Annotated in this window: 27 protein-coding genes; 8 read left to right on the top strand and 19 right to left on the bottom strand. The window is 40.6% G+C overall.

What is annotated here, in order from left to right; all coding sequences use genetic code 11:
* Positions 1-44: 44 nt before the first annotated feature.
* The 4 genes from parC to M1D81_RS09155 all read right to left on the bottom strand — a co-directional run bounded on the left by parC (position 45) and on the right by M1D81_RS09155 (position 5,363).
* Complete coding sequence (gene parC, locus M1D81_RS09170) at positions 45-2,483, bottom strand: DNA topoisomerase IV subunit A (RefSeq protein WP_456264999.1); 2,439 nt, start codon at positions 2,481-2,483, stop codon at positions 45-47.
* A 2-nt stretch (positions 2,484-2,485) separates the two neighbouring features.
* Positions 2,486-4,453, bottom strand: coding sequence for a DNA topoisomerase IV subunit B (gene parE / locus M1D81_RS09165; protein WP_456265000.1), 1,968 nt, complete (start codon positions 4,451-4,453; stop codon positions 2,486-2,488).
* A 417-nt stretch (positions 4,454-4,870) separates the two neighbouring features.
* Entirely contained in the window at positions 4,871-5,284 is a 414-nt protein-coding gene (locus tag M1D81_RS09160) for a CoA-binding protein (protein WP_456265001.1), read from the bottom strand.
* On the bottom strand, positions 5,235-5,363 hold the full coding sequence (locus M1D81_RS09155; protein ID WP_254966706.1) for a hypothetical protein: 129 nt from the start codon (positions 5,361-5,363) through the stop codon (positions 5,235-5,237). Before M1D81_RS09155 ends, M1D81_RS09160 begins: the two co-directional genes overlap by 50 nt.
* Before the next feature lie 75 nt (positions 5,364-5,438).
* On the opposite strand from M1D81_RS09155, the gene plsY reads away from it, so the two are divergent.
* Both plsY and M1D81_RS09145 read left to right on the top strand, forming a co-directional pair.
* A complete protein-coding gene (gene plsY / locus M1D81_RS09150) occupies positions 5,439-6,020 on the top strand; it encodes a glycerol-3-phosphate 1-O-acyltransferase PlsY (RefSeq protein ID WP_456265002.1) in 582 nt (193 codons plus the stop codon).
* Positions 6,021-6,118: 98 nt separating this feature from the next.
* Complete coding sequence (locus tag M1D81_RS09145) at positions 6,119-6,406, top strand: HesB/YadR/YfhF family protein (protein ID WP_456265003.1); 288 nt, start codon at positions 6,119-6,121, stop codon at positions 6,404-6,406.
* A 39-nt stretch (positions 6,407-6,445) separates the two neighbouring features.
* Here the strand turns inward: M1D81_RS09145 and M1D81_RS09140 are convergent, their stop codons facing one another.
* The 7 genes from M1D81_RS09140 to acnA form a co-directional block, all read right to left on the bottom strand.
* Complete coding sequence (locus tag M1D81_RS09140; protein ID WP_456265004.1) at positions 6,446-6,757, bottom strand: hypothetical protein; 312 nt, start codon at positions 6,755-6,757, stop codon at positions 6,446-6,448.
* Positions 6,758-6,760: 3 nt separating this feature from the next.
* Positions 6,761-7,183 carry an acyl-CoA thioesterase gene (locus M1D81_RS09135; RefSeq protein ID WP_117730445.1) on the bottom strand — a complete coding sequence of 141 codons (423 nt, stop codon included), beginning with the start codon at positions 7,181-7,183 and terminating at the stop codon, positions 6,761-6,763.
* Between the two features lie 107 nt (positions 7,184-7,290).
* Positions 7,291-7,533 (bottom strand): small acid-soluble spore protein Tlp, encoded by a 243-nt coding sequence (gene tlp / locus M1D81_RS09130; protein WP_024427090.1) that lies wholly within the window; start codon positions 7,531-7,533, stop codon positions 7,291-7,293.
* A 14-nt stretch (positions 7,534-7,547) separates the two neighbouring features.
* Complete coding sequence (locus M1D81_RS09125) at positions 7,548-7,691, bottom strand: acid-soluble spore protein N (protein WP_008357830.1); 144 nt, start codon at positions 7,689-7,691, stop codon at positions 7,548-7,550.
* Between the two features lie 51 nt (positions 7,692-7,742).
* Entirely contained in the window at positions 7,743-7,868 is a 126-nt protein-coding gene (locus M1D81_RS09120) for an FbpB family small basic protein (protein ID WP_003211002.1), read from the bottom strand.
* A 70-nt stretch (positions 7,869-7,938) separates the two neighbouring features.
* Positions 7,939-8,445, bottom strand: a complete 507-nt coding sequence (locus M1D81_RS09115) for a TlpA family protein disulfide reductase (protein ID WP_456265005.1) — start codon at positions 8,443-8,445, stop codon at positions 7,939-7,941.
* 66 nt (positions 8,446-8,511) lie between these two features.
* Entirely contained in the window at positions 8,512-11,241 is a 2,730-nt protein-coding gene (gene acnA, locus M1D81_RS09110; protein ID WP_456265006.1) for an aconitate hydratase AcnA, read from the bottom strand.
* 220 nt (positions 11,242-11,461) lie between these two features.
* Between acnA and sspO the strand changes: the two genes are divergently transcribed.
* From sspO to M1D81_RS09090, 4 genes are all read left to right on the top strand, one after another.
* Positions 11,462-11,608, top strand: a complete 147-nt coding sequence (gene sspO, locus M1D81_RS09105) for a small acid-soluble spore protein O (protein WP_058015660.1) — start codon at positions 11,462-11,464, stop codon at positions 11,606-11,608.
* A 16-nt stretch (positions 11,609-11,624) separates the two neighbouring features.
* Positions 11,625-11,771: a small acid-soluble spore protein P gene (locus tag M1D81_RS09100; protein WP_003211331.1), complete on the top strand. Its 147-nt coding sequence runs from the start codon at positions 11,625-11,627 to the stop codon at positions 11,769-11,771.
* A gap of 102 nt (positions 11,772-11,873) precedes the next feature.
* On the top strand, positions 11,874-12,275 hold the full coding sequence (locus M1D81_RS09095) for an Hsp20/alpha crystallin family protein (RefSeq protein ID WP_456265007.1): 402 nt from the start codon (positions 11,874-11,876) through the stop codon (positions 12,273-12,275).
* Between the two features lie 264 nt (positions 12,276-12,539).
* Complete coding sequence (locus M1D81_RS09090; protein WP_024427086.1) at positions 12,540-12,968, top strand: DUF2621 domain-containing protein; 429 nt, start codon at positions 12,540-12,542, stop codon at positions 12,966-12,968.
* Between the two features lie 218 nt (positions 12,969-13,186).
* Here M1D81_RS09090 and M1D81_RS09085 read toward each other — a convergent pair whose 3' ends face one another.
* Together M1D81_RS09085 and M1D81_RS09080 are read right to left on the bottom strand one after the other, a co-directional pair.
* On the bottom strand, positions 13,187-13,669 hold the full coding sequence (locus M1D81_RS09085) for a CcdC family protein (RefSeq protein ID WP_024425136.1): 483 nt from the start codon (positions 13,667-13,669) through the stop codon (positions 13,187-13,189).
* A 94-nt stretch (positions 13,670-13,763) separates the two neighbouring features.
* Positions 13,764-14,471 (bottom strand): cytochrome c biogenesis CcdA family protein, encoded by a 708-nt coding sequence (locus M1D81_RS09080; RefSeq protein WP_064498509.1) that lies wholly within the window; start codon positions 14,469-14,471, stop codon positions 13,764-13,766.
* A gap of 208 nt (positions 14,472-14,679) precedes the next feature.
* On the opposite strand from M1D81_RS09080, the gene M1D81_RS09075 reads away from it, so the two are divergent.
* Entirely contained in the window at positions 14,680-14,853 is a 174-nt protein-coding gene (locus M1D81_RS09075; RefSeq protein WP_369810454.1) for an aspartyl-phosphate phosphatase Spo0E family protein, read from the top strand.
* Between the two features lie 261 nt (positions 14,854-15,114).
* Here M1D81_RS09075 and M1D81_RS09070 read toward each other — a convergent pair whose 3' ends face one another.
* From M1D81_RS09070 to yneA, 6 genes are all read right to left on the bottom strand, one after another.
* On the bottom strand, positions 15,115-15,333 hold the full coding sequence (locus M1D81_RS09070; protein WP_003212379.1) for a YneF family protein: 219 nt from the start codon (positions 15,331-15,333) through the stop codon (positions 15,115-15,117).
* Between the two features lie 84 nt (positions 15,334-15,417).
* Complete coding sequence (sirA, locus tag M1D81_RS09065) at positions 15,418-15,864, bottom strand: sporulation inhibitor of replication protein SirA (RefSeq protein ID WP_024425134.1); 447 nt, start codon at positions 15,862-15,864, stop codon at positions 15,418-15,420.
* Positions 15,865-16,062: 198 nt separating this feature from the next.
* Positions 16,063-18,066, bottom strand: coding sequence for a transketolase (gene tkt / locus M1D81_RS09060; RefSeq protein WP_456265008.1), 2,004 nt, complete (start codon positions 18,064-18,066; stop codon positions 16,063-16,065).
* A 187-nt stretch (positions 18,067-18,253) separates the two neighbouring features.
* Entirely contained in the window at positions 18,254-18,484 is a 231-nt protein-coding gene (locus M1D81_RS09055) for a DUF896 domain-containing protein (protein WP_024425132.1), read from the bottom strand.
* A gap of 69 nt (positions 18,485-18,553) precedes the next feature.
* On the bottom strand, positions 18,554-19,201 hold the full coding sequence (locus tag M1D81_RS09050; protein WP_456265009.1) for a YneB family resolvase-like protein: 648 nt from the start codon (positions 19,199-19,201) through the stop codon (positions 18,554-18,556).
* A 17-nt stretch (positions 19,202-19,218) separates the two neighbouring features.
* Positions 19,219-19,530, bottom strand: a complete 312-nt coding sequence (gene yneA / locus M1D81_RS09045; RefSeq protein WP_024425130.1) for a cell division suppressor protein YneA — start codon at positions 19,528-19,530, stop codon at positions 19,219-19,221.
* A 158-nt stretch (positions 19,531-19,688) separates the two neighbouring features.
* Here yneA and lexA point away from each other — a divergent pair, with 158 nt between their 5' ends.
* Entirely contained in the window at positions 19,689-20,309 is a 621-nt protein-coding gene (gene lexA / locus M1D81_RS09040; protein ID WP_024425129.1) for a transcriptional repressor LexA, read from the top strand.
* Positions 20,310-20,314 lie beyond the last annotated feature (5 nt).

The following is a 20,314-nucleotide window of genomic DNA, read 5'->3' as shown; positions in this document are numbered from 1 at the left end:
ATATAAAAGAAACCCCCTGCGACTGGCAGGGGGTTTTCGTTTGCTTATTTATTATCATCTGGTGCAGGTTCAGGTGTCAGAAGGACATGCGTCACTTCTCCCTGCTCTTCCTCATCTACAATAAATGATCCATTGCTATAGCGGTCATTTGCTCTTAAAGTAGAAATATCAAGTGGAATCGTTGTACCTTTTTCGGTATCTATCTCAAGTGTATCGTTCAGCGCTGCAGCGATCACAGCCACAATACGGTGCGGGTTTTTCTTTAATTCTCTCAGCATAAGAACGCCGCGTTTTGCTCTTGAAGTTTTATCAAATTCAGAGAGGTTCATTCGCTTTACAGCCCCTCTTTGTGTCGTGAGCACAAGGACATCGTTTTTTGGATCAATAATCTGGCCAGAGACGACCTCGTCCCCTTCCTTCAAGTTGATTCCTTTGACACCGGCCGCTCTCGGTCCAACAACACTTACTTCTTCTTCATCAAACCACAAACCGTAACCATTTTTCGTTGCAATAAACAATTCCTGCTGTCCTGTTGTGACATGAACATCGACGAGTTCATCGTCACCTTTTAGGTTCAAAGCAACAAGCGGTTTCGAATAACGCTGCGCTTTATATTGAAGAAGCTCTGTTTTCTTCACCATTCCGCCTTTCGTAAAGAATAAAAGATATGACGTTTCATCAAATTCATTTATTGGAATGGCTTTTTGGATTGATTCCTCGCGATCAATCGAAATGATATTCGTAATATGCTGCCCCATGTCTTTCCAGCGTATATCTGGCAGCTGATGAACAGGACAATAAATGTAGCTTCCTTTATTCGTAAACAGCAGAAGAACATCCGTTGTGTTCATTTCAAACTGATGAATCAAACGGTCAGTATCCTTCATGCCAAAGTCCTTACCGTTAGAGGCAGCATAGGAGCGCTGGCTTGTTCGTTTGATGTAACCATCCTTCGTGACTGTCACATAAACATCCTCTGATGCGATCATCACTTCAAGGTTAATCTTAATTTCTTCGATTTTTTCCTCAATAACGGATCTTCTCTCATCAGCATATGTCTTTTTGAGCTTTTTCAGGCTGTTTGTAATGACCTTCAGCAGCTTTTTCTCGTTCGCTAAAATGTCTTCAAGCTCTGCTATGCGCACATCTAGCTCTCTTGCTTCGTCTCTTAATTGCGTAATATCTGTATTCGTTAAACGATATAACTGGAGTGAAACAATCGCTTCTGATTGTGCTTCTGTAAAGTCATATTTCGCCATCAAGTTGTTCTTTGCATCTCGCTTATCATTAGAAGAACGGATTGTGGCAATGACTTCATCTAAGATGGAAAGTGCCTTAATTAAGCCGTCGACAATATGGTGACGTTCCTTCGCTTTTCGAAGCTCGTACGCTGAGCGGTTCGTCACCACTTCTTTTTGATGGGCAATATATGCATCTAGTACAGTGGTGAGCGTCATTAAGGTCGGTCTTCGATTATGTATCGCGACCATATTAAAGTTATATGGGATTTGCAGATCTGAGTTTTTATATAAGAAATTCAGCACACCATTTGCATCTGCTTCTTTTTTCAGCTCTACTACAATTCGAAGCCCAGTACGGTCTGTCTCATCTCGAACCTCTGAAATGCCTTCTACTTTTCTTTCAATTCGGAACTCGTCCATCTTTTTGACAAGGTTGGCTTTATTCACTTCGTAAGGAATTTCTGTGATCACGATTTGCTGGCGTCCGCCGCGGATGGTTTCAATCTCCGCTTTGCCTCGAATCATAATCTTTCCTTTTCCTGTTTCATACGCCTTCTTAATACCGTCTACCCCTTGAATGATACCGCCTGTTGGGAAATCTGGCCCTTTGATGACCGTCATTAAATCCTCAACCGTACAATGCGGCTGTTCGATTCGTTTAATAACGCCATCAATGACTTCTCCCAAGTGATGCGGCGGGATATCTGTGGCATACCCAGCTGAAATCCCTGTTGATCCGTTCACAAGAAGGTTTGGGAACATCGCAGGTAATACAACTGGCTCTTTGCTTGTATCATCAAAGTTTGCGACAAATTCGACCGTTTCCTTGTCTAAGTCCTTTAAAAGCTCTGAAGCAATAGCAGACAGCCTTGCTTCCGTATAACGCATGGCAGCAGGCGGATCACCATCGATGCTCCCGTTATTCCCATGCATCTCAATCAGTACATTTCGTACTTTCCACTCCTGACTCATTCTTACCATCGCTTCATAAACAGATGAGTCTCCGTGCGGGTGATAGTTACCAATCACGTTACCGACTGTTTTAGCGGCTTTACGGAAGTTTTTATCCTGCGTATTTCCTTCTGCGTACATCGCATATAAAATTCTTCGTTGTACTGGTTTTAGACCATCACGTGCATCTGGAAGCGCTCGGTCTTGGATAATATATTTACTATAGCGGCCAAACCGGTCGCCAATTACTTCTTCTAATGGTAAATCATGAAATCGTTCTTGTTGTGCCATGTTTAAACCTCCTCAGCTAGCGACAAGTTTTCATTTTCAAGAATGTTGCTTTCCTCATCAAGTCCAAAGGCGACATTCTTTTCAATCCATTTACGGCGTGGTTCTACTTTGTCACCCATTAGAGTTGTGACGCGGCGTTCCACACGTGCAGCATCATCAATTTTGACCCTGACAAGTGTTCTCGATTCTGGATTCATTGTCGTTTCCCATAGCTGGTCGGCATTCATTTCACCTAACCCTTTGTAGCGCTGAATCGTGTACCCTTTTCCAACTTTCTTCAATACGTCATCCATTTCTTCATCAGACCATGCGTACTCAATGATTTCTTTTTTCCCTGAGCCTTTGCTGACTTTATATAAAGGCGGAAGTGCAATAAACACTTTGCCATGCTCAATCAGCGGCTTCATATAGCGGTAGAAGAATGTTAAGAGAAGCACTTGAATATGCGCTCCATCTGTATCCGCATCTGTCATGATCACGATTTTGTCATAATTGATGTCTTCTATATTAAAGTCGACACCAACGCCTCCACCAATTGCATGAATAATGGTGTTGATTTCTTCGTTTTTGAAAATATCAGCAAGCTTTGCTTTTTCTGTATTGATGACCTTTCCGCGCAGCGGCAGCACCGCCTGGAATTTACGGTCGCGCCCCTGTTTTGCTGATCCGCCCGCTGAGTCACCCTCTACTAGGTATAGTTCGTTTCTTGCTGGGTTTCTAGATTGGGCAGGTGTTAATTTTCCGCTCAGCGTGGCTTCAGACTTTTTCCGTTTCTTGCCGCTCCTTGCTTCTTCACGGGCTTTTCTAGCAGCCTCTCTTGCCTGCTGCGCTTTAATCGCTTTTTTCACAAGAAGAGTGGCTGTTTCCCTGTTTTCTTCAAGGAAATACGCAAGTTTTTCAGAAATAACAGCATCAACAGCTGAACGTGCCTCACTTGTCCCAAGCTTTCCTTTTGTCTGCCCTTCAAATTGAAGCAGCTCTTCAGGAATTCTGACAGAAATAATAGCAGACAGTCCTTCGCGAATATCAGTGCCTTCTAAATTTTTGTCTTTTTCTTTTAAAAGGGCGACTTTGCGAGCATATTCGTTAAAAGCTCTCGTCATGGCCGTTTTGGCACCAGACTCATGTGTTCCGCCATCTTTTGTTCTGACGTTATTGACGAAGGAAAGGATATTTTCCGAATAGCCATCGTTAAATTGAAAAGCAAAATCTACTTCAATGGACTGATGCTCTCCTTCAAATGAGACGACTTCACTCAGAACATCTTTTTCTTCATTTAAATAAGCAACAAAGGCTTCAATGCCCGTCTCATAATAAAACGTTTCTTGTACATCATGCCGTTCATCGATCAGCTCTATTTTTAATCCTTTTAATAAAAAGGCAGATTCTCTTAAACGCTCTGATAATGTATCGAAATTATAGGTCGTAACACTGAACATGGCTGGATCCGGCTTAAAATGAATCAGTGTTCCCGTTTTTTTCGATTTGCCGACTTTTTCAAGTGATGTGACAGGTTTACCGCCGTTTTCAAAGCGCTGATGATAAATAAATCCGTCACGTTCAATTGTGACAGTGAGCCATTCTGAGAGCGCGTTCACAACAGATGCCCCAACTCCGTGAAGTCCACCACTTGTTTTATATCCGCCTTGACCAAATTTTCCGCCTGCGTGCAGGACCGTTAAAATGATCTCGGGTGTCGGTTTTCCAAGCTTATGCATACCAGTAGGCATTCCACGCCCTTTATCTTGGACGGAAATGCTGTTATCTTTATGTATTTTGACAATGATATGATCTCCATGGCCAGCGAGCACTTCATCAACAGAGTTGTCTACAATCTCATAGACAAGGTGATGAAGACCGCGCGAATCCGTAGATCCAATATACATCCCTGGACGTTTACGGACCGCTTCAAGCCCCTCTAGCACCTGAATAGAATCATCGTTATAATCTACTTGCTGCTTTTTAACCAAATGCTTAATCCCCTTTCACTAACAAACATAACCGGCTAATCATCAAATGATCTCTCTAGATTTTAATGATGATCATGCTGCTCATTACTGTCCACTTTAATAAGCTGCATCATCATCATGCATGTGTCATTCACCAATACATGCTCTTTTGCACAGCTATGAGAATCATTCTACATTCTGCAATCAGAACTAGAAGTCCATTATAAACAAGACTGTTTCATAAGCCAAATGCAATCATATGATGGTTTTAGCAAAACAGAACAAATGTTCTGTTTTTATCTTATCGCTCTTTTTCCCGATATGCAAGGCCGCCGATATGTCCCTGTCGCCTTATTTTATCGCTTTCTTTCAGAATCGCAAATATATTTCTGCAACAAAAAAGCAAAAATCCTTGAAAAACCAAGGATTTTTGACGATTTAATGAGTTTTTGTCATCGCTTGAGCCACCTTGATACATAAATCCATGATGGCGACCTTGCCATTTTCCTCAATCAGCCTTTTCGCTTCTTCGTGATATATGCCTTGCTGCGCCCAAAAAACAGGTGCGTCTATTTCGAGAAACTCTTCTGCCACCTCTGGTAAAAACGCTGAACGTCTAAAGACATTGACGATATCAACAGGCTCTTTTATATCTTTTAAAGAAGCGACTGCTTTCACACCGAGTGCTTCATCGATCGTTGGATTCACTGGAATGATCTCATAACCGGCATCCTGCATCGCCTTAGACACCATATAAGACGTCCGGTGCGGCTGATCTGATAATCCAACAACAGCAATTCGTTTACTGCTTTTTAATATACGGCCGATTTCTTCTTTCGTAGGATTGTTCATCAAGACACTCCTTTTCCTCCATTTTAGCGAATTTCTGCTTAAAAACAAAGCCGAATCCATCTGCTTTCGATTTTTTCAAAAAAAGTTCCCCATGTTTTTCACAAGATCATGTTAAAATGTAAGACAAGAGGGAGAAAATAAAGGAGTTATGCAGATGTTAATTGCTTTGATGTTTATTTTGGCTTATCTTCTCGGCAGTATTCCATCCGGTCTCATTGTCGGGAAAGCTGCAAAGGGTATCGATATCCGTGAACATGGCAGCGGAAACCTAGGTGCGACGAATGCATTTCGTACACTTGGTGTAAAAGCAGGGTCTATTGTGATTACTGCTGATATCCTAAAAGGGACGCTTGCTTCAGCTTTACCGTTTTTCATGCAGCTGGACATCCATCCCTTATTAGCAGGAGTTGCTGCTGTTATCGGTCACAGCTTTCCTGTCTTTGCAAAATTTAAAGGGGGAAAGGCAGTCGCTACATCAGGCGGTGTGCTGCTATTTTATGCCCCATTCCTATTTATCACGATGATCGCTGCTTTTTTCTTATTTTTATACATTAGTAAATATGTTTCACTATCATCTATGCTGACCGGGATCTATACATTCATTTACAGCATATTCACCAAAGACCTATTCTTAATCATTGTTGTTGCCGTTCTTGCTGGCTTTGTGATCTACAGGCACATCGCCAACCTCAAACGAATTCTCAACAAAACTGAACCGAAAGTCAAATGGCTCTAGCCGTTTCATCCATTTAAATGTGTGGTAAAAGTAAAGAAAAGCTGTTTTTGCATCCTGCATTTTAAAAAACAGCATGACTTCAAAAAGGGGCGATCACATTGAAATTAACGATAAAAGAAGATGCACTCAATTGGTACAAGGATGAATTAGATTTAGAAAAAGGTGATCAAGTTCGCTTTTTTGTGAGATATGGCGGGTGCAGTAATGTACAAAAAGGCTTTTCTCTCGGCGTCACAAAAGATGCACCTCAAAATGCCGGCGCAACCGCTGAAATAGAAGGTATTACTTTCTTTATTGAGGAAAGTGATATTTGGTACTTTGACAACCATGATCTGCATATTGATTATAACGAGTCCGTGAAAGAACCAGAATTTCATTATGAATAAAACAAAAAGATACCTCATCCCTCGGGTATCTTTTTTGTTTTACACTTCAATATACAGCCCATACTCTTGATTGTTTCCTAAAGATCGTTCCTTTTGCAGAATTCTTTTTTGCGGCTCACCAATCAAGTCAAAATGAGAAAACCCTTCGCGGTCATGAATCCATTCTTTTTTTAGTCCATGTCTTTCTCCCCACTCAACTAACCGCTTCATATCCTGACAGGCTGCTTTTGTGACAGTATTGGCATTTGGAAAACGGTCATCGAGCCAGTAATGTGTTAAAAAAGCAACTTTTCCTTGCTGGACAGCTGTTTTCCAAGCGTTTAAATCGCTTCGTTTAATACCAAAAGCCATAAATTAAACCTGCTTCTTCGACTGTTCATATACTTTATGCCAGGCAGGAAAGGCTTTTCTAAATTGAATCGGTCTAAAGGTGTCTTTATCCACACATATATGTGAGGTTGTCCCTGTAATCGCTGTTTGTCCATCAGGTTTTTGAATTTCATAGCCATACACCGTTTTGAGACCATTATATTCTTCAATCCATGTATGAACGGTTGCTGTTTCACCATACAGCAATGGTTTTTTATATTGAACCTGCAAGTCTATCACAGGTGCAAGAGCACCATCTGCTTCTAGCTGCGCATAGGAAAACCCTAATTCTTTAATCAATGCTGTTCTGCCGACTTCCATCCAAATTAAATAATTGGCATGATACACGATGCCCATTTGATCTGTTTCTGCATAACGGACTTCTATTTCTTTTTTGGATACATACACGTTTTCATCGCTCTCCTATCAAAACCTAAGGTCTGTCTCTGCCATTTTACCACATTCCAAATGGTTCTTCTAAAAAGAGGCAATAAAATAAACCAGGAATCCCTGGTTTATTCGGTATAGCCATTCTTTCTTGCCGCTTCTTCGTCCTTGATCTCAGAACGCATCGCGTCAATACTCATTTTGCGGTTTTCGTTTTTTTGTTTGATCATTTGCTTTTCTGTCTCTGTCGAAACGGACATCGCTGCTTCAGATTCATCGATATTGTCAAGTGTGTTCTCGATCATATCTTGCAGCTTTTCAACATTATCAGAACGATCATCTGGATTGGATTGATATGACTCGTTATTCATGATGATTCCCCTCCTTATTCGCCCTTCGTCTGTATCACATCAGGCTGTTCATTTGATTTATTATGCATCTTTTTACCTTTATTCCGTTTGTATGCTACAGGTTTTGTCCCTAAATGGTCTGGTGTAAACTGCGCTTGTTTATCATGCTCTCTACCCATTATTCATCCCTCCCTCTTCTTTAGAATGAACGAAAACGGATAATTCATAACTTATTTCTGTCTAAATCGCTCTTCCAACTTTTCTTCAAGCTGGTTTAAAAATTCCTCATTGCTTAATAATTCTTTTTTATTTTCAAGCACAAGCTCTTCAAATGTGCGTCGCTTTCTTCTTCTCATTCCACTCACCTCCATATATGTATGATTACATTTTCGCCAAAACATTTAGAAAATAAGCAAAAGAGCTGAATCATGATAGATCCAGCTCTTTTTCAATTTCTTTTTTTGTCAGCATTTGATGCTTCACAGACATGATGCGTCCTTTTTCATCTAATATGTATGTCGTTGGGTATGAAAGCACCTGATATCTTGCTTGAATGCCTTTTTGGTCCAATAAAACAGGAAAGCTCACCTTTAATTCTTTTGTGAATGATGCCACATGATCCACACTCTTTTCAGTGGTCGTTAAATTCACCGCTAGTACTTCAACTTGGTCATGTTCGCTCCTAATCGCGTCTAGATCCGGCATTTCCGTCCTGCACGGCTTACACCATGTCGCCCAGAAATTGACGAGCACCTTTTTCCCTCGGTAATCAGATAACGAGGCGGTTTTGCCATCAAGTGTTTTCAGTTCAAAATCAGGGGCTTGATCCCCTTTTTCAAGACCGATTGCGGGCTCTTTTGGCCCAAATAAATTCCACGCAAGTAAACCAATCAACACAAGTAAAACAGCGCTTGCCATTCCTTTTTTCCACATGATTGATCCTCCACTATTTTAAAAAAGAAGAGAAAGCTGTTGGATCGCCTTCTCTTCTTTGCTGTATTAGTTGCTTGCCAATTTTTCGCGAAGTACCATTTGAAGGATACCGCCATGACGATAGTAGTCAATTTCGACTTCACTGTCAAAGCGAACCACCACTTCAAACGTTTTCTCGTTTCCATCTGTGTCAATTGCTTTCACAGTGACGAGATCACGCGGACGAACTGTTTCGTCAACATGAACTTCAAATGTTTCTGTTCCTGTCAGGCCATGAGTTTCTGCACTTTCTCCGTCTTTAAACTGCAGAGGAAGTACGCCCATGAAGACAAGGTTACTTCTGTGGATACGCTCAAAGCTTTCAGCTAGAACAAATTTAATGCCAAGAAGGTTTGTTCCTTTTGCAGCCCAGTCACGTGAAGAACCCATTCCATAGTCTTTACCTGCTAAGATCGCTAGACCTGTTCCATCCTCTTTATAACGCATGCATGCATCATAAATCGATGTCACTTCACCAGTCGGCCAGTAAGTTGTATAACCGCCTTCTGTTCCTGGTGCAATTTGGTTCTTAATACGGATGTTTGCAAAAGTACCTCTCATCATGACATGGTGGTTACCACGTCGAGATCCATATGAGTTAAAGTCTCTAGGCGATACGCCTCTTTCTTGCAAGTATTTGCCCGCCGGTGTGTCCTTACCAATCGCTCCAGCAGGAGAAATATGGTCAGTTGTGACAGAGTCACCGAACTTCGCAACGACACGCAAGCCTTTAAGCGGTTCAACTTTACCTGGTTCAACTGATAGGTTTTCAAAGAATGGCGGGTTATCAATGTATGTGGAATTTTCATCCCATTTATACAATGCATCATCCGTCGTTTTAATTTCATTCCAGCGTTCGTTGTTGTCAAAAACAGTTTCATACTCTGAGCGGAATAGCTCAGGTGTGACAGTGCTTTTAACAACGCTGTTGATTTCGTCCATTGATGGCCAAATATCATTGAAATAAACATTTTCGCCATTTTTATCGACACCGATAGGATCTTTTGTTAAATCAATATTCACCGTACCAGCAAGTGCATAAGCCACAACTAATGGTGGAGATGCAAGGTAGTTCCCTTTCACAAGCGGATGAATACGACCTTCAAAGTTACGGTTACCTGATAAAACAGAAGTGATCAGCAGATCATTTTCAGAGACTGCATCTTCAATTTCTTTCTCAAGCGGTCCTGAGTTTCCGATACATGTTGTACAGCCATATCCAACAATGTTAAATCCGAGGTCTTTTAAATATGGAAGAAGTCCCGAATTCACAAGGTATCCTGTTACAACTTTAGAACCCGGCGCTAGCGACGTTTTCACGTAGTTTGGCACTTTCATACCGAGCTCACTTGCTTTCTTCGCAACAAGACCTGCTCCGATTAACACGTACGGATTCGATGTATTCGTACAGCTCGTAATCGCTGCAATCGCAATCGCACCTGTCTTCATCACAGCTTTTTCACCGTTTGCAAGATCAAATTCGATTTGTTTATCTAGCTCTGATTTATCTAAGCCAAACCCTTGGTTACCAGCCGGGCTTTCGATGTGTTTATGGAACGTCTCTTTCATTTGAGAAAGTGGAATCAAATCTTGTGGACGTTTTGGTCCAGATAAGTTTGGCTCAATTTTAGAAAGATCAATTTCCACAACATCAGTAAAAATCGGTTCTTCTGCATCTGGCGTATAGAATAAGCCATTTGCACGAGAATATTCCTCAACGATATTAATTTGCTCTTCATCACGTCCAGTAAGGCGCAGGTAAGCAAGCGCTTCTTCATCTACTGGGAAGAATCCGCAAGTAGCACCGTATTCTGGCGCCATGTTCGCAATGGTTGCACGATCTGCTAATGGCAATTGTGCAACACCAGGTCCGAAGAACTCAACGAACTTGTTCACTACGCCTTTTTCACGAAGGACTTGTGTGACTTTTAATGCAAGGTCAGTTGCAGTTGTTCCGTTTGGAAGCTCTCCAACTAATTTAGCACCAATCACTTCTGGTACTGGGAAGTATGAAGGCTGACCAAGCATACCAGCTTCCGCTTCGATACCGCCAACGCCCCATCCAAGTACACCAATACCGTTAATCATCGTTGTATGAGAGTCAGTACCAACTAATGTATCTGGGTATGTGATGATCTCGCCATCTTCTTCAATCGCATGAACAACACTTGCTAGATACTCTAAGTTCACTTGGTGAACAATTCCTGTTGCAGGCGGCACAGCTTGGTAGTTGTTAAACGCTTTCTTTGCCCAGCTAAGGAAGTTATAACGCTCTGCATTACGTTCGAATTCTAAATCCATGTTAATGTTTAATGCATCTTCAGTTCCAGCTTTATCAACTTGTACTGAGTGGTCAATCACAAGGTCAACTGGAATTTCAGGGTTGATTTTATCCGGATCCCCGCCTACATCTGCCATTGCTTTTCTTAAAGAAGCAAGATCAACGACTGCTGGTACACCCGTGAAGTCTTGTAAAATAACACGAGAAGGTTTAAACGGAACATCAATTTCTTTTACCTCGGCAGTTCCCCATTTTGCCAAGTTTTCAACGTGTTCCTTCTTGATCACTCTACCGTCTACTTGGCGAAGCACTGATTCTAAAAGTACCTTAATGGAATAAGGCAGCTTAGAAACATTTCCGATTCCTTGTTTCTCTAGTGCTTCTAACGAATAATAGTGATACGTTTTCCCATTTGTCGAAAACGTTTTTCTAGATTGAAAAGCGTCTTGTTTAGCGACTTGCTGCTGTTTCGACATGTCCAAAATCCCCCTTTTGATGATCAAGATCAATTTCAATTCTCAGAAAAATCGTCGTATTTCACCACAATTTTCTCACAATTTCATCTTAAAACAAATTCATACATAAGTAAATAACAATGCTTTTATTAAATTCAATAAGTTTAACTTATCATTAGGAAATGATTACTCTTCATAAACGAAGCGGGGCGGGCTCATACTACAAATGAGGTGATAGAAAATGACAAAACGCAAAGCTAATCATGTCATTAATGGCATGAACGCAGCCAAAAGCCAGGGTAATGGCGCAGGCTATATTGAAGATGATCAGCTCGTTTTAACAGAAGAACAAAGGCAAAACAATAAAAAACGTAAAAAGAATCAATAAGAAGGAGCCAAACATCATGACGAATAAAAACACAGGGAAAGACATCCGTCAAAACTCTCCTAAGGAGCATCAAGGCGGTCAGCCTGAGCCGTTATCAGGCAGTAAAAAAGTGAAAAACCGCAACCATACAAGACAAAAGCACAATTCTCATCATGATATGTAATTATTTCCCTCTCATCCCGTGAGCACACGGGATGTTTTAGGTCTTTCACACATTTCCATTTTCATCATATGATTTATTATGAGATGTGATGGAGGAGTGTTTATGGAGAATGAAAAGCAGTCGAATTCCTCTGATTTTCTTGAAATAGATGATTGGCTCAATGTTTTAATGGATGATCCATTTGCCTGGTATGATGAACACCTCCCAATTGATCTTTATGAAACAAGCCGTGATTATATTATCGAAATCGATGTCTCCACCTTATCGATCACTGATGTAAAGCTGACCTTCGCTGGTCATGAGCTGACGTTGACTTACACAATACAAAAGCCAAATGGTGAAGGCGAACAGCCAATTGAAAAAAGCGTGATGCTCCCTTTTTATTTAAACGACAAAGACATTGAAACAGATTATGAAAACCAAATCATATCGATAAAAATTAAAAAATGTTCCGACCATCCAAGCGGTGCATTTTCCTTTCAAATCCCTCACTTCAAACATTAAGAGCCCACCTTCATTTAGGGGGGCTCTCTTCCCGTTCGTTTCAAGTCAATACCTTTTTGCGAACCACCATGGCCAAATAGTAGAGTCGCTATATGATAATGTATTCTTTTTCTACTAATTGGTTTGGGTCATTTCTCGTAAATGGACGGTTATCAATGAAAAAGGGCGTTTATAGAGATAATAGACATACATTTTTGTTATTTTCTTCTATCCTCTCTTCATGTAATATAAAATAGAGAGATAAGGGGTATAAGGAGTGAGAACATGTTAAGCGGCTGGTTTTTGTGGTTCATTTTATTTTGGGGTACAGTGATGATCGGATTACTCGCAATCGGTGGCTTTTTTATGTTTCGTAAATTTTTAAAACGATTGCCAAAGGAAGATGGTAAATCAGAGCTTGATTGGCAGGATGAATATATTCAAAAGAGCCTTCACCTATGGCGGGATGAGGACAAACAGCTGTTAAATGAACTCGTATTACCTGTGCCAGAGCTGTTTAGAGATGTTGCCAAAGAGAAAATTGCGGGTAAAATTGGCGAGCTGGCATTAAAAGAACAGGCTGCCAGCATTAATTTAGACTTAATCATTCGCGGCTACATCATGGCTACACCAAAGCGGGATCATAAGTTTTTACTGAAACGCCTTCAAGAAAAAAACATTGATCACTCGCCATATGAATCGCTATTAAAATAACCTCCTTTTTAAAGGAGGTTTCAGACTGTTGACAAAGGGCTAAAATGATCTTGATTTTAGCCCTTTGTCTTCTTTTCAGCGTGATAGAAAACCTTTGCAGTCTAGGAAGGACGGCTACTTTTGCGGAGCGAATTTGACATTCGTGAGCACCAGCGCGTAGGACTGACAAAGAATGCGAGGGTTTGTCTACACGCTGTAACCTCCTTTTTAAAGGAGGTTTAATTCATTTGAATCTGCTGCGGATCTAATTGTTTAGACAGCTTTCTAAACGATAAATACATGGCAACCCGCCAAGGCACGATCATGCCAAAGGCAAGAATCCAAAACATCCCGCTTAATGAACCATAATCAATAGAAGAGCTTAGGATGGTCTTCATCCCGATACGAAGGACAAGAAGTCCAATGAGAATGAACACAAATGCTTTTGACCGTTTTAAGTAGATGTCATTGCCTCTAATTTCAAACTTCGATGTTTTGATTAAAAATATGGAGAAAAACATCCCCACTGTGATCGCTTCTAGAAATTCAGCTCCAGTTACCCGAAACATAGGAACAAAAAACATCAGTGCGCCAGTGCTCATGAAAATAGGAGGTAAAATAATTTTTTTCGCAGTTGCAGGTTTTGCAGATGACTTAATGCGAATAAACATGACGGCCACCGCCATACATACCGCAATTATAGAAGAGATCAAGATCATCATATCAAATCATTCCTTTATTCTTTAAGGTCAGCCTATGTATAATATACTCCAATTGACGAAAAAAAACCATTCGCCGCGACTGTGGAAAACGATTTCAAAAGCCTGTAAAGCCGCCAAACAATGATGAGAACATGATGATAATCCATGTCAGAAGATCAAAGAACAGCAAAATCCCTACCACAATCATAATGATCCCGCCAATTCGCATGATAAGCTGCTGACGCTTTCTGATCCACCCCATTTTCGTAATGAAAAAGGAGAGAATAAAAAACGGGACGGCAAATCCAAATATATACGCAATCATATACATGACCGCCGACTCAGGATTGTTACTCGCCAGTGTGATGACAGCGGATAAAATAGGTCCTGTACAAGGTGTCCATCCAGCGGCAAAGCCCATTCCGATGAGAATGGATCCAAAAAAACCAGCAGGACGATTTTTGAACTGGATTCTCTTTTCGCCCATGAGGAAAGAGGGCTTAAATACGCCAAGAGTCATAAAACCAAAGAAAATAATGAGGATGGCTCCAATTTGACGAATCGCTTGATGATAATCATTAAAAAACTTCCCGACAAACGATGTCCCAAAGCCAATCGCAATAAATATAATAGAGAACCCAACTAAAAAAAATAAAGTATGAAGCAGACTTCTTCTTCTCAGCATCACCTTCTCGGATTTCACTTCATCTATACTAACGCCCGTAATATACGATAAAAATGCTGGATAAAGCGGCAGACAGCACGGTGAAATAAAAGAAAGAAATCCTGCTCCAAATGCTAAAAAGTAATTCAAATCTGTCAAAAGAACACCCCCTTCTTACAATATACAATAAGAGATGACAAAATCATTTCATTTTTTTTACATCACCTCAATAAAGATGGTCTATTCTCTTAAAACCTTATATAATTTAATTTGACATCAAGATAATGAATCCTTTAAATTTGAAAATAAACCTTAAAATGGATATAATAGAATCGATTCTTTTTATCAAGATTTGCATGAAAGGAACATGACTTTGGTAAAAACATCATTATTAACTCAAATCGAAGAAAAAAGAGAAGAGCTGATGAAAGTTGTCTTGCATAATGGGATGACATCAACAGTGACCATCGAACATAGCCAGCAGCTAGATCATCTCCTCTTACAATATCAACGACACTTACACTCAAACTCAGCCAACTAATCATACTTCATGATATCAAACATGCCGTACCATTTTTAGAACAGTTGATATGTGTGACCATAAACGAAACAAAAACCTCTGACATAGGGGTTTTTTGTTTTTCACATGCTCTTGACGCCATAATAAAAACCACCTTCCCTGCTTCATTCATGCAAGTACAGTGGTTTTAAGCGTCTGATGAAGGTGAATTGAATAAAGAAAGGACAACGCTTGTCCATTCTTTAAAACCATGTTCCATCTATGATCATAATATCGTACGTATTATTTCGCTTGGTTGTTCATGGCTTTCATCATTTGATTGATTTTCTTCTGGGACGGTTTCATGCCCATTTGCATCATCATCATTCGAAGCATTTGTTCATTAATCGGTGGATTCTTTTTCAAATAGCTCATCATATACTTACGAGCAATAAAGAATCCGAGTGCAACTCCTGCAAGCAGTGCAACAACGCCTACAAGGATGACAACCCATAAATCCATAATTCTTCCTCCTTCATGTTGTCTCGTATAAAGTGTACTAAACAAAAGGCTATTATACAACATTTCACGTTCAATTTTATTTTTTTAAACAAAATTCCTCACTTTTACTGGATTGAGCCATCCGTGTTTCTTTGAACTAAAGTCCATCGCAAGAAAACAAGGGCTGATTTTTCTCAGCACTTCAAAAAACACCGCTTCTGCCTCATAACTGCCAGTGGCAGACATTTGAATATACCGGTCCTTAATAATAAATGCTGCAGTTCCTTTTCCATCTGGTAAGGAAGCGCTGTAAATCGAGCCTATTTGTGTATAGTGAATGTTCGTTAAGTTATTCATTAGACGCTGGTGCATATGAAAAGCAGGGATTCGTTTCGTCACATAATCCACTTGCTTCACAAGCATAACCAACTCATCGTCAGTGCGGTTCGTCCAATGTAACGACTCAAACAAATGAAACAAAATCGATTCTCTGCCAAAATAGTGATGCGCAAATTCATCCTCAATCCAATAAATATAATAATGACGTTCCATGTCTATCCCTTCCTTTCACATTTCGTCAATCTCGTTTATTGCTTGTATTATACAAAAATGTGAAAGAAAGAATTGTCTATATATGAAGCAAGAAGAAACTAGTTTTGTCAAAAAAACAAGAAAAAAGAAAAAAGTTTGCAGAGCGGATGAAAATGCTCTGCAAACAGATAGCAAAAAAGCATGATGCTTGGAGTTCGTTTATTTATTCAGCTTCGCTTTCACACGGCTGACTACATTGCTGACAGTAAAGCCGTATTTCTCGATAATGGTTTCTCCTGGTGCAGAAGCGCCAAATTTATCAATTGCAATCACGTCACCATCAAGACCAGTGTAACGCTCCCAGCCAAGTGAAGCACCCATTTCAATCGCAATACGTGCACGTACTGCTTTAGGAAGAACGGATTCTTTGTATTCGTCTGACTGCTGATCGAAGCGATCCCATGCAGGAAGGCTGACAACAGATGCGCGGATACCTTCTTTTTCAAGTGCCTTTTGTGCTTCAATGGCTAAACCAACCTCAGATCCTGAAGCGAGTAGAAGTGCTTCTGGCTGTGCATCAGCTGCTTCAACCACCACGTATCCACCTTTTTCTACGCCCTCATATGCCTTCTCTGGTGCCTGATCAATCGTTGGAAGGTTTTGACGAGTAAGAACTAGTGCTGTCGGTTTATCCGTTGAAGATACAGCTAGTTTCCACGCTGCAGCTGTTTCATTTCCATCTGCTGGGCGGATAACGGAAAGATTAGGCATCGCACGCAGTGAAGCAAGCTGTTCAACCGGTTCATGCGTCGGACCATCTTCACCAACAGCGATACTATCATGAGTAAAGACGTAAGTGACTGGAAGTCCCATTAACGCAGCAAGACGAATTGCTGGTCTTAAGTAATCTGAGAAAACAAAGAACGTTCCGCCGAATACACGAAGACCGCCGTGAAGTGCCATACCATTGAGCGCCGCACCCATTGCAAACTCTCTGACACCGAACCAAATGTTTTTGCCGGCATAATTATTTTTACCGAAATCATCCGTGTTTTTAATCGTTGTTTTATTTGATCCAGCAAGGTCAGCAGACCCGCCAATAAAGAAAGGTACTTGCTTTGCAATGCCATTTAACACTTCGCCTGAAGATGCACGGGAGGCAAGGCTTGAACCTGCTTCATAAACAGGAACCTCTTGATCCCAATTTTCAGGAAGCTTTCCTTCAATCGCAAGCTTCAGCTGTGCTGCCAGCTCTGGATATTCTTTTTCGTATTGCGCAAACAGTTCATTCCACGCTGCTTCTTTTTTCTGTCCAGCGTCTTTGACAGCTTCTTTAAAATGATCGTACACTTCAGAAGGTACATGGAAATCTTCTTCAAACGTCCAAGAGTAAGCTTCCTTCGTCAGCTTTGCTTCCTCGCTGCCAAGCGGTGCACCATGCACACCAGACGTTCCCGCACGGTTTGGCGATCCGAAACCGATCGTTGTTTTCACTTCGATTAATGTAGGTCTGTCTGTGCTTTGCTTCGCCTTTTCAATAGCAGCTGTTACTTCTTCGATGTTGTTGCCGTCTTTCACGTAAAGAACTTCCCAGTTCATCGCTTCAAAACGATTCTTCACATTTTCAGAGAATGAACGATCTAAGTCGCCATCTAAAGAAATGTCATTTGAATCGTAAAGAACGATTAAACGGCCTAAGCCTAAATGACCAGCAAGTGAAGCTGCTTCAGAGGAAATTCCCTCCATTAAGTCTCCATCTCCGCAAATGCTGTATGTATAGTGGTCTACAACATGGAAGTTGTCTCTGTTATAAGTTTCCGCAAGATGTCTTTCTGCAAGCGCCATTCCTACTGCCATCGCAATTCCCTGGCCTAAAGGACCCGTTGTCGCGTCTACGCCTTCTGTGTGTCCAAATTCAGGATGTCCAGGTGTTTTGCTTCCCCATTGGCGGAATTGTTTTAAATCGTCAATGCTCAGATTGTATCCGCTTAAATGAAGCATGCTGTATAGAAGCATAGAACCATGGCCCGCGGATAAAACAAAGCGGTCTCTGTTAAACCAATTTGGATTTTGCGGACTTACGTTTAAGTGATTCGTCCATAAAGCGTACGCCATTGGTGCAGCACCCATCGGCATTCCTGGGTGACCGGAATTCGCTTTTTCAATTGCGTCTATGGAGAGAGTACGTATTGTTGCAATAGATTTCAATTCAATCGTTTCCATATAAATCCCCTTCCGTATCTTGTGTACACCATTATCATAAATCTACTGTCCTTTTTTCACAACTATTTCACGCTGAAAAAGAAGGATTTTGTCACATTTAGTTTATCGATCACCTAAAAAGTTATGCAAATATGAAAAAAGACGAGAATATTCTTCCCATCTTTTCAAAATTCAAGAAATCACAGCCTTAATGAAGGTTCTGATCTTTTTCTCTTTTTAATTTTTCTGGTGTAACATCGTTTCCTTCAGGGTCAACAATTTTGACAGTTTTCAGTGTATTTTTCATAGAAGAACGAAAAGCTTTCAAATACTCTTCTCTCAACTGCTTTTGTTCTGTTTTTTCAGCGTCTGATAAACCGGTCTCTTTCGACTTTTTTGAAAGCTCATTTATTCTTGCAAGCTGTTCTTTAGAAATCATGACAAACTCCTTTAAAGCATTTTCTCTACATACTACTAAATATCAATCATTTTGACAACAAATCACGCTTTAGATGGTAAGGCCTTTTTCATATTCTTGATACCTTCTATGCACTGTTGCTTTTGAAATGTCAAAACCTAATGCCTGAAGAGTGGCGGCAATTTCGGCGAACGTCATGTTATTTTTTCTTAATCGAACAATTTCTGAAATCGGCACTTCAATACGCTCACGGCCAGGTGCATGGTTCTGCTGCCTTAAATTCAGTTCAGGCTGATATCCGCGCTCAACAGCCCTTTTCATCCCCCGCTTGATTTTCAGGTTATGAATTTTCCGTTGGTACTCTTCGACGATTCCTACAATCTCGATGACCATTTCATCTGCTTCTGAAAGCTCAAGCTCTCCTCTATGAAACACGCTGTATACCTTTACGTTCTCTTTAAATAGACAATGAAGAAGCGCAATTTTTGCTTGTCCTCTTCCAAGACGTGTTTCATCTTGGATAAGAACGGCATCGATCGACTCTTCCTTCAGTGCAGCAAGCATTTCAAACACGCCATCACGATCTAGCTCATATCCACTTGCTTTTTCTTTGATGACTTTGACCACATTCATCTTGTGCATGGCAGCTAAAGCCAGCAGTTCTTCTTCTTGTCTTTTCAGCGAGGTTTCCTGCTCTTCTTTCACAGTGCTTACTCTCGCATAAATGATTGCGTTCATGTCTTCAATCGACCTTTCTACTGTACTGTTGCAAGCTGATATACGACTGGATGCTCTTTTTTCACGGGTATGACAAGAATGTCTCCAGGCTGGATTTCTGTTGAAGCAAGATCATTGTGTTCTGTTACCCAGTCAATAAATGCATTTTTGTCGATTGATTTGCTGTCGTTTACTTGATCAGCTAACCCCCAAAGAGTATCTCCTGATTGAACCTCTATTTTAACATACTGATTTGAATCATTATGGCTTGTGACTGCAATAAGTGAGAGAAATATGCCAACGATGAATGAGAATACCCCAATAAAAATAATAGATTCTTTTAACCTCATAATGTCATCTCTCCTAACAGAATATGCGTTCGCTCTTTCTGTCTCTCATTATAAATACGAACAAACGTTTCTGTCAAACGTTTTTTCGAACCTATGTTTGTACTGTTAGGAAAAACATGCTATAATTTCTTTAAAATTGACGTTTTGAGGTGCAAAAGATGACGAAGCTATCAAAAAGACAACTCGATATCCTGAAATTCATCAAAGATGAAGTAAAAAGCAAGGGTTATCCCCCATCCGTCCGTGAAATTGGAGAAGCTGTCGGTCTAGCATCCAGTTCAACGGTCCATGGACATTTAGCTAGACTGGAAACAAAGGGCTTAATTAGAAGAGACCCGACAAAACCTAGAGCGATCGAAGTACTAGATGAAGAGGAAATGAATATTCCAAAGAGTGCTGTAATGAACGTTCCAGTCATCGGAAAAGTAACGGCAGGCCTGCCTATCACAGCTGTTGAGAATGTAGAAGAATACTTCCCTCTTCCAGAGACATTTGCTGCACCAGACGAACAAGTGTTTATGCTTGAAATTATGGGAGAAAGTATGATTGATGCAGGTATTTTGGACAAGGACTATGTCATTGTGCGCCAGCAAAGCACCGCTAACAATGGAGATATTGTGGTCGCCATGACAGAGGAAGATGAAGCGACAGTGAAACGTTTTTATAAAGAAGATACACACTTTAGATTACAGCCAGAAAACCCATCAATGGAACCGATTATTTTACAGAATGTGAGTATACTAGGTAAAGTGATTGGCGTATTTCGAAATATTCATTAAAAAAA

The organism is Bacillus sp. JZ105 (assembly GCF_053903125.1).
This window is presented reverse-complemented; position numbering and strand designations above follow the sequence as displayed.

Coding starts and splice junctions, on each gene's coding strand:
- parC (WP_456264999.1), bottom strand. CDS start 2,483: ATGGCACAACAAGAACGATTTCATGATTTACCATTAGAAGAAGTAATT.
- M1D81_RS09160 (WP_456265001.1), bottom strand. CDS start 5,284: ATGAACAATCCTACGAAAGAAGAAATCGGCCGTATATTAAAAAGCAGT.
- plsY (WP_456265002.1), top strand. CDS start 5,439: ATGTTAATTGCTTTGATGTTTATTTTGGCTTATCTTCTCGGCAGTATT.
- M1D81_RS09140 (WP_456265004.1), bottom strand. CDS start 6,757: ATGGCTTTTGGTATTAAACGAAGCGATTTAAACGCTTGGAAAACAGCT.
- tlp (WP_024427090.1), bottom strand. CDS start 7,533: ATGAATAACGAGTCATATCAATCCAATCCAGATGATCGTTCTGATAAT.
- M1D81_RS09125 (WP_008357830.1), bottom strand. CDS start 7,691: ATGGGTAGAGAGCATGATAAACAAGCGCAGTTTACACCAGACCATTTA.
- M1D81_RS09120 (WP_003211002.1), bottom strand. CDS start 7,868: ATGAGAAGAAGAAAGCGACGCACATTTGAAGAGCTTGTGCTTGAAAAT.
- M1D81_RS09115 (WP_456265005.1), bottom strand. CDS start 8,445: ATGTGGAAAAAAGGAATGGCAAGCGCTGTTTTACTTGTGTTGATTGGT.
- acnA (WP_456265006.1), bottom strand. CDS start 11,241: ATGTCGAAACAGCAGCAAGTCGCTAAACAAGACGCTTTTCAATCTAGA.
- sspO (WP_058015660.1), top strand. CDS start 11,462: ATGACAAAACGCAAAGCTAATCATGTCATTAATGGCATGAACGCAGCC.
- M1D81_RS09100 (WP_003211331.1), top strand. CDS start 11,625: ATGACGAATAAAAACACAGGGAAAGACATCCGTCAAAACTCTCCTAAG.
- M1D81_RS09095 (WP_456265007.1), top strand. CDS start 11,874: ATGGAGAATGAAAAGCAGTCGAATTCCTCTGATTTTCTTGAAATAGAT.
- M1D81_RS09090 (WP_024427086.1), top strand. CDS start 12,540: ATGTTAAGCGGCTGGTTTTTGTGGTTCATTTTATTTTGGGGTACAGTG.
- M1D81_RS09085 (WP_024425136.1), bottom strand. CDS start 13,669: ATGATGATCTTGATCTCTTCTATAATTGCGGTATGTATGGCGGTGGCC.
- M1D81_RS09075 (WP_369810454.1), top strand. CDS start 14,680: ATGACTTTGGTAAAAACATCATTATTAACTCAAATCGAAGAAAAAAGA.
- M1D81_RS09070 (WP_003212379.1), bottom strand. CDS start 15,333: ATGGATTTATGGGTTGTCATCCTTGTAGGCGTTGTTGCACTGCTTGCA.
- sirA (WP_024425134.1), bottom strand. CDS start 15,864: ATGGAACGTCATTATTATATTTATTGGATTGAGGATGAATTTGCGCAT.
- tkt (WP_456265008.1), bottom strand. CDS start 18,066: ATGGAAACGATTGAATTGAAATCTATTGCAACAATACGTACTCTCTCC.
- M1D81_RS09055 (WP_024425132.1), bottom strand. CDS start 18,484: ATGATTTCTAAAGAACAGCTTGCAAGAATAAATGAGCTTTCAAAAAAG.
- M1D81_RS09050 (WP_456265009.1), bottom strand. CDS start 19,201: ATGAACGCAATCATTTATGCGAGAGTAAGCACTGTGAAAGAAGAGCAG.
- yneA (WP_024425130.1), bottom strand. CDS start 19,530: ATGAGGTTAAAAGAATCTATTATTTTTATTGGGGTATTCTCATTCATC.
- lexA (WP_024425129.1), top strand. CDS start 19,689: ATGACGAAGCTATCAAAAAGACAACTCGATATCCTGAAATTCATCAAA.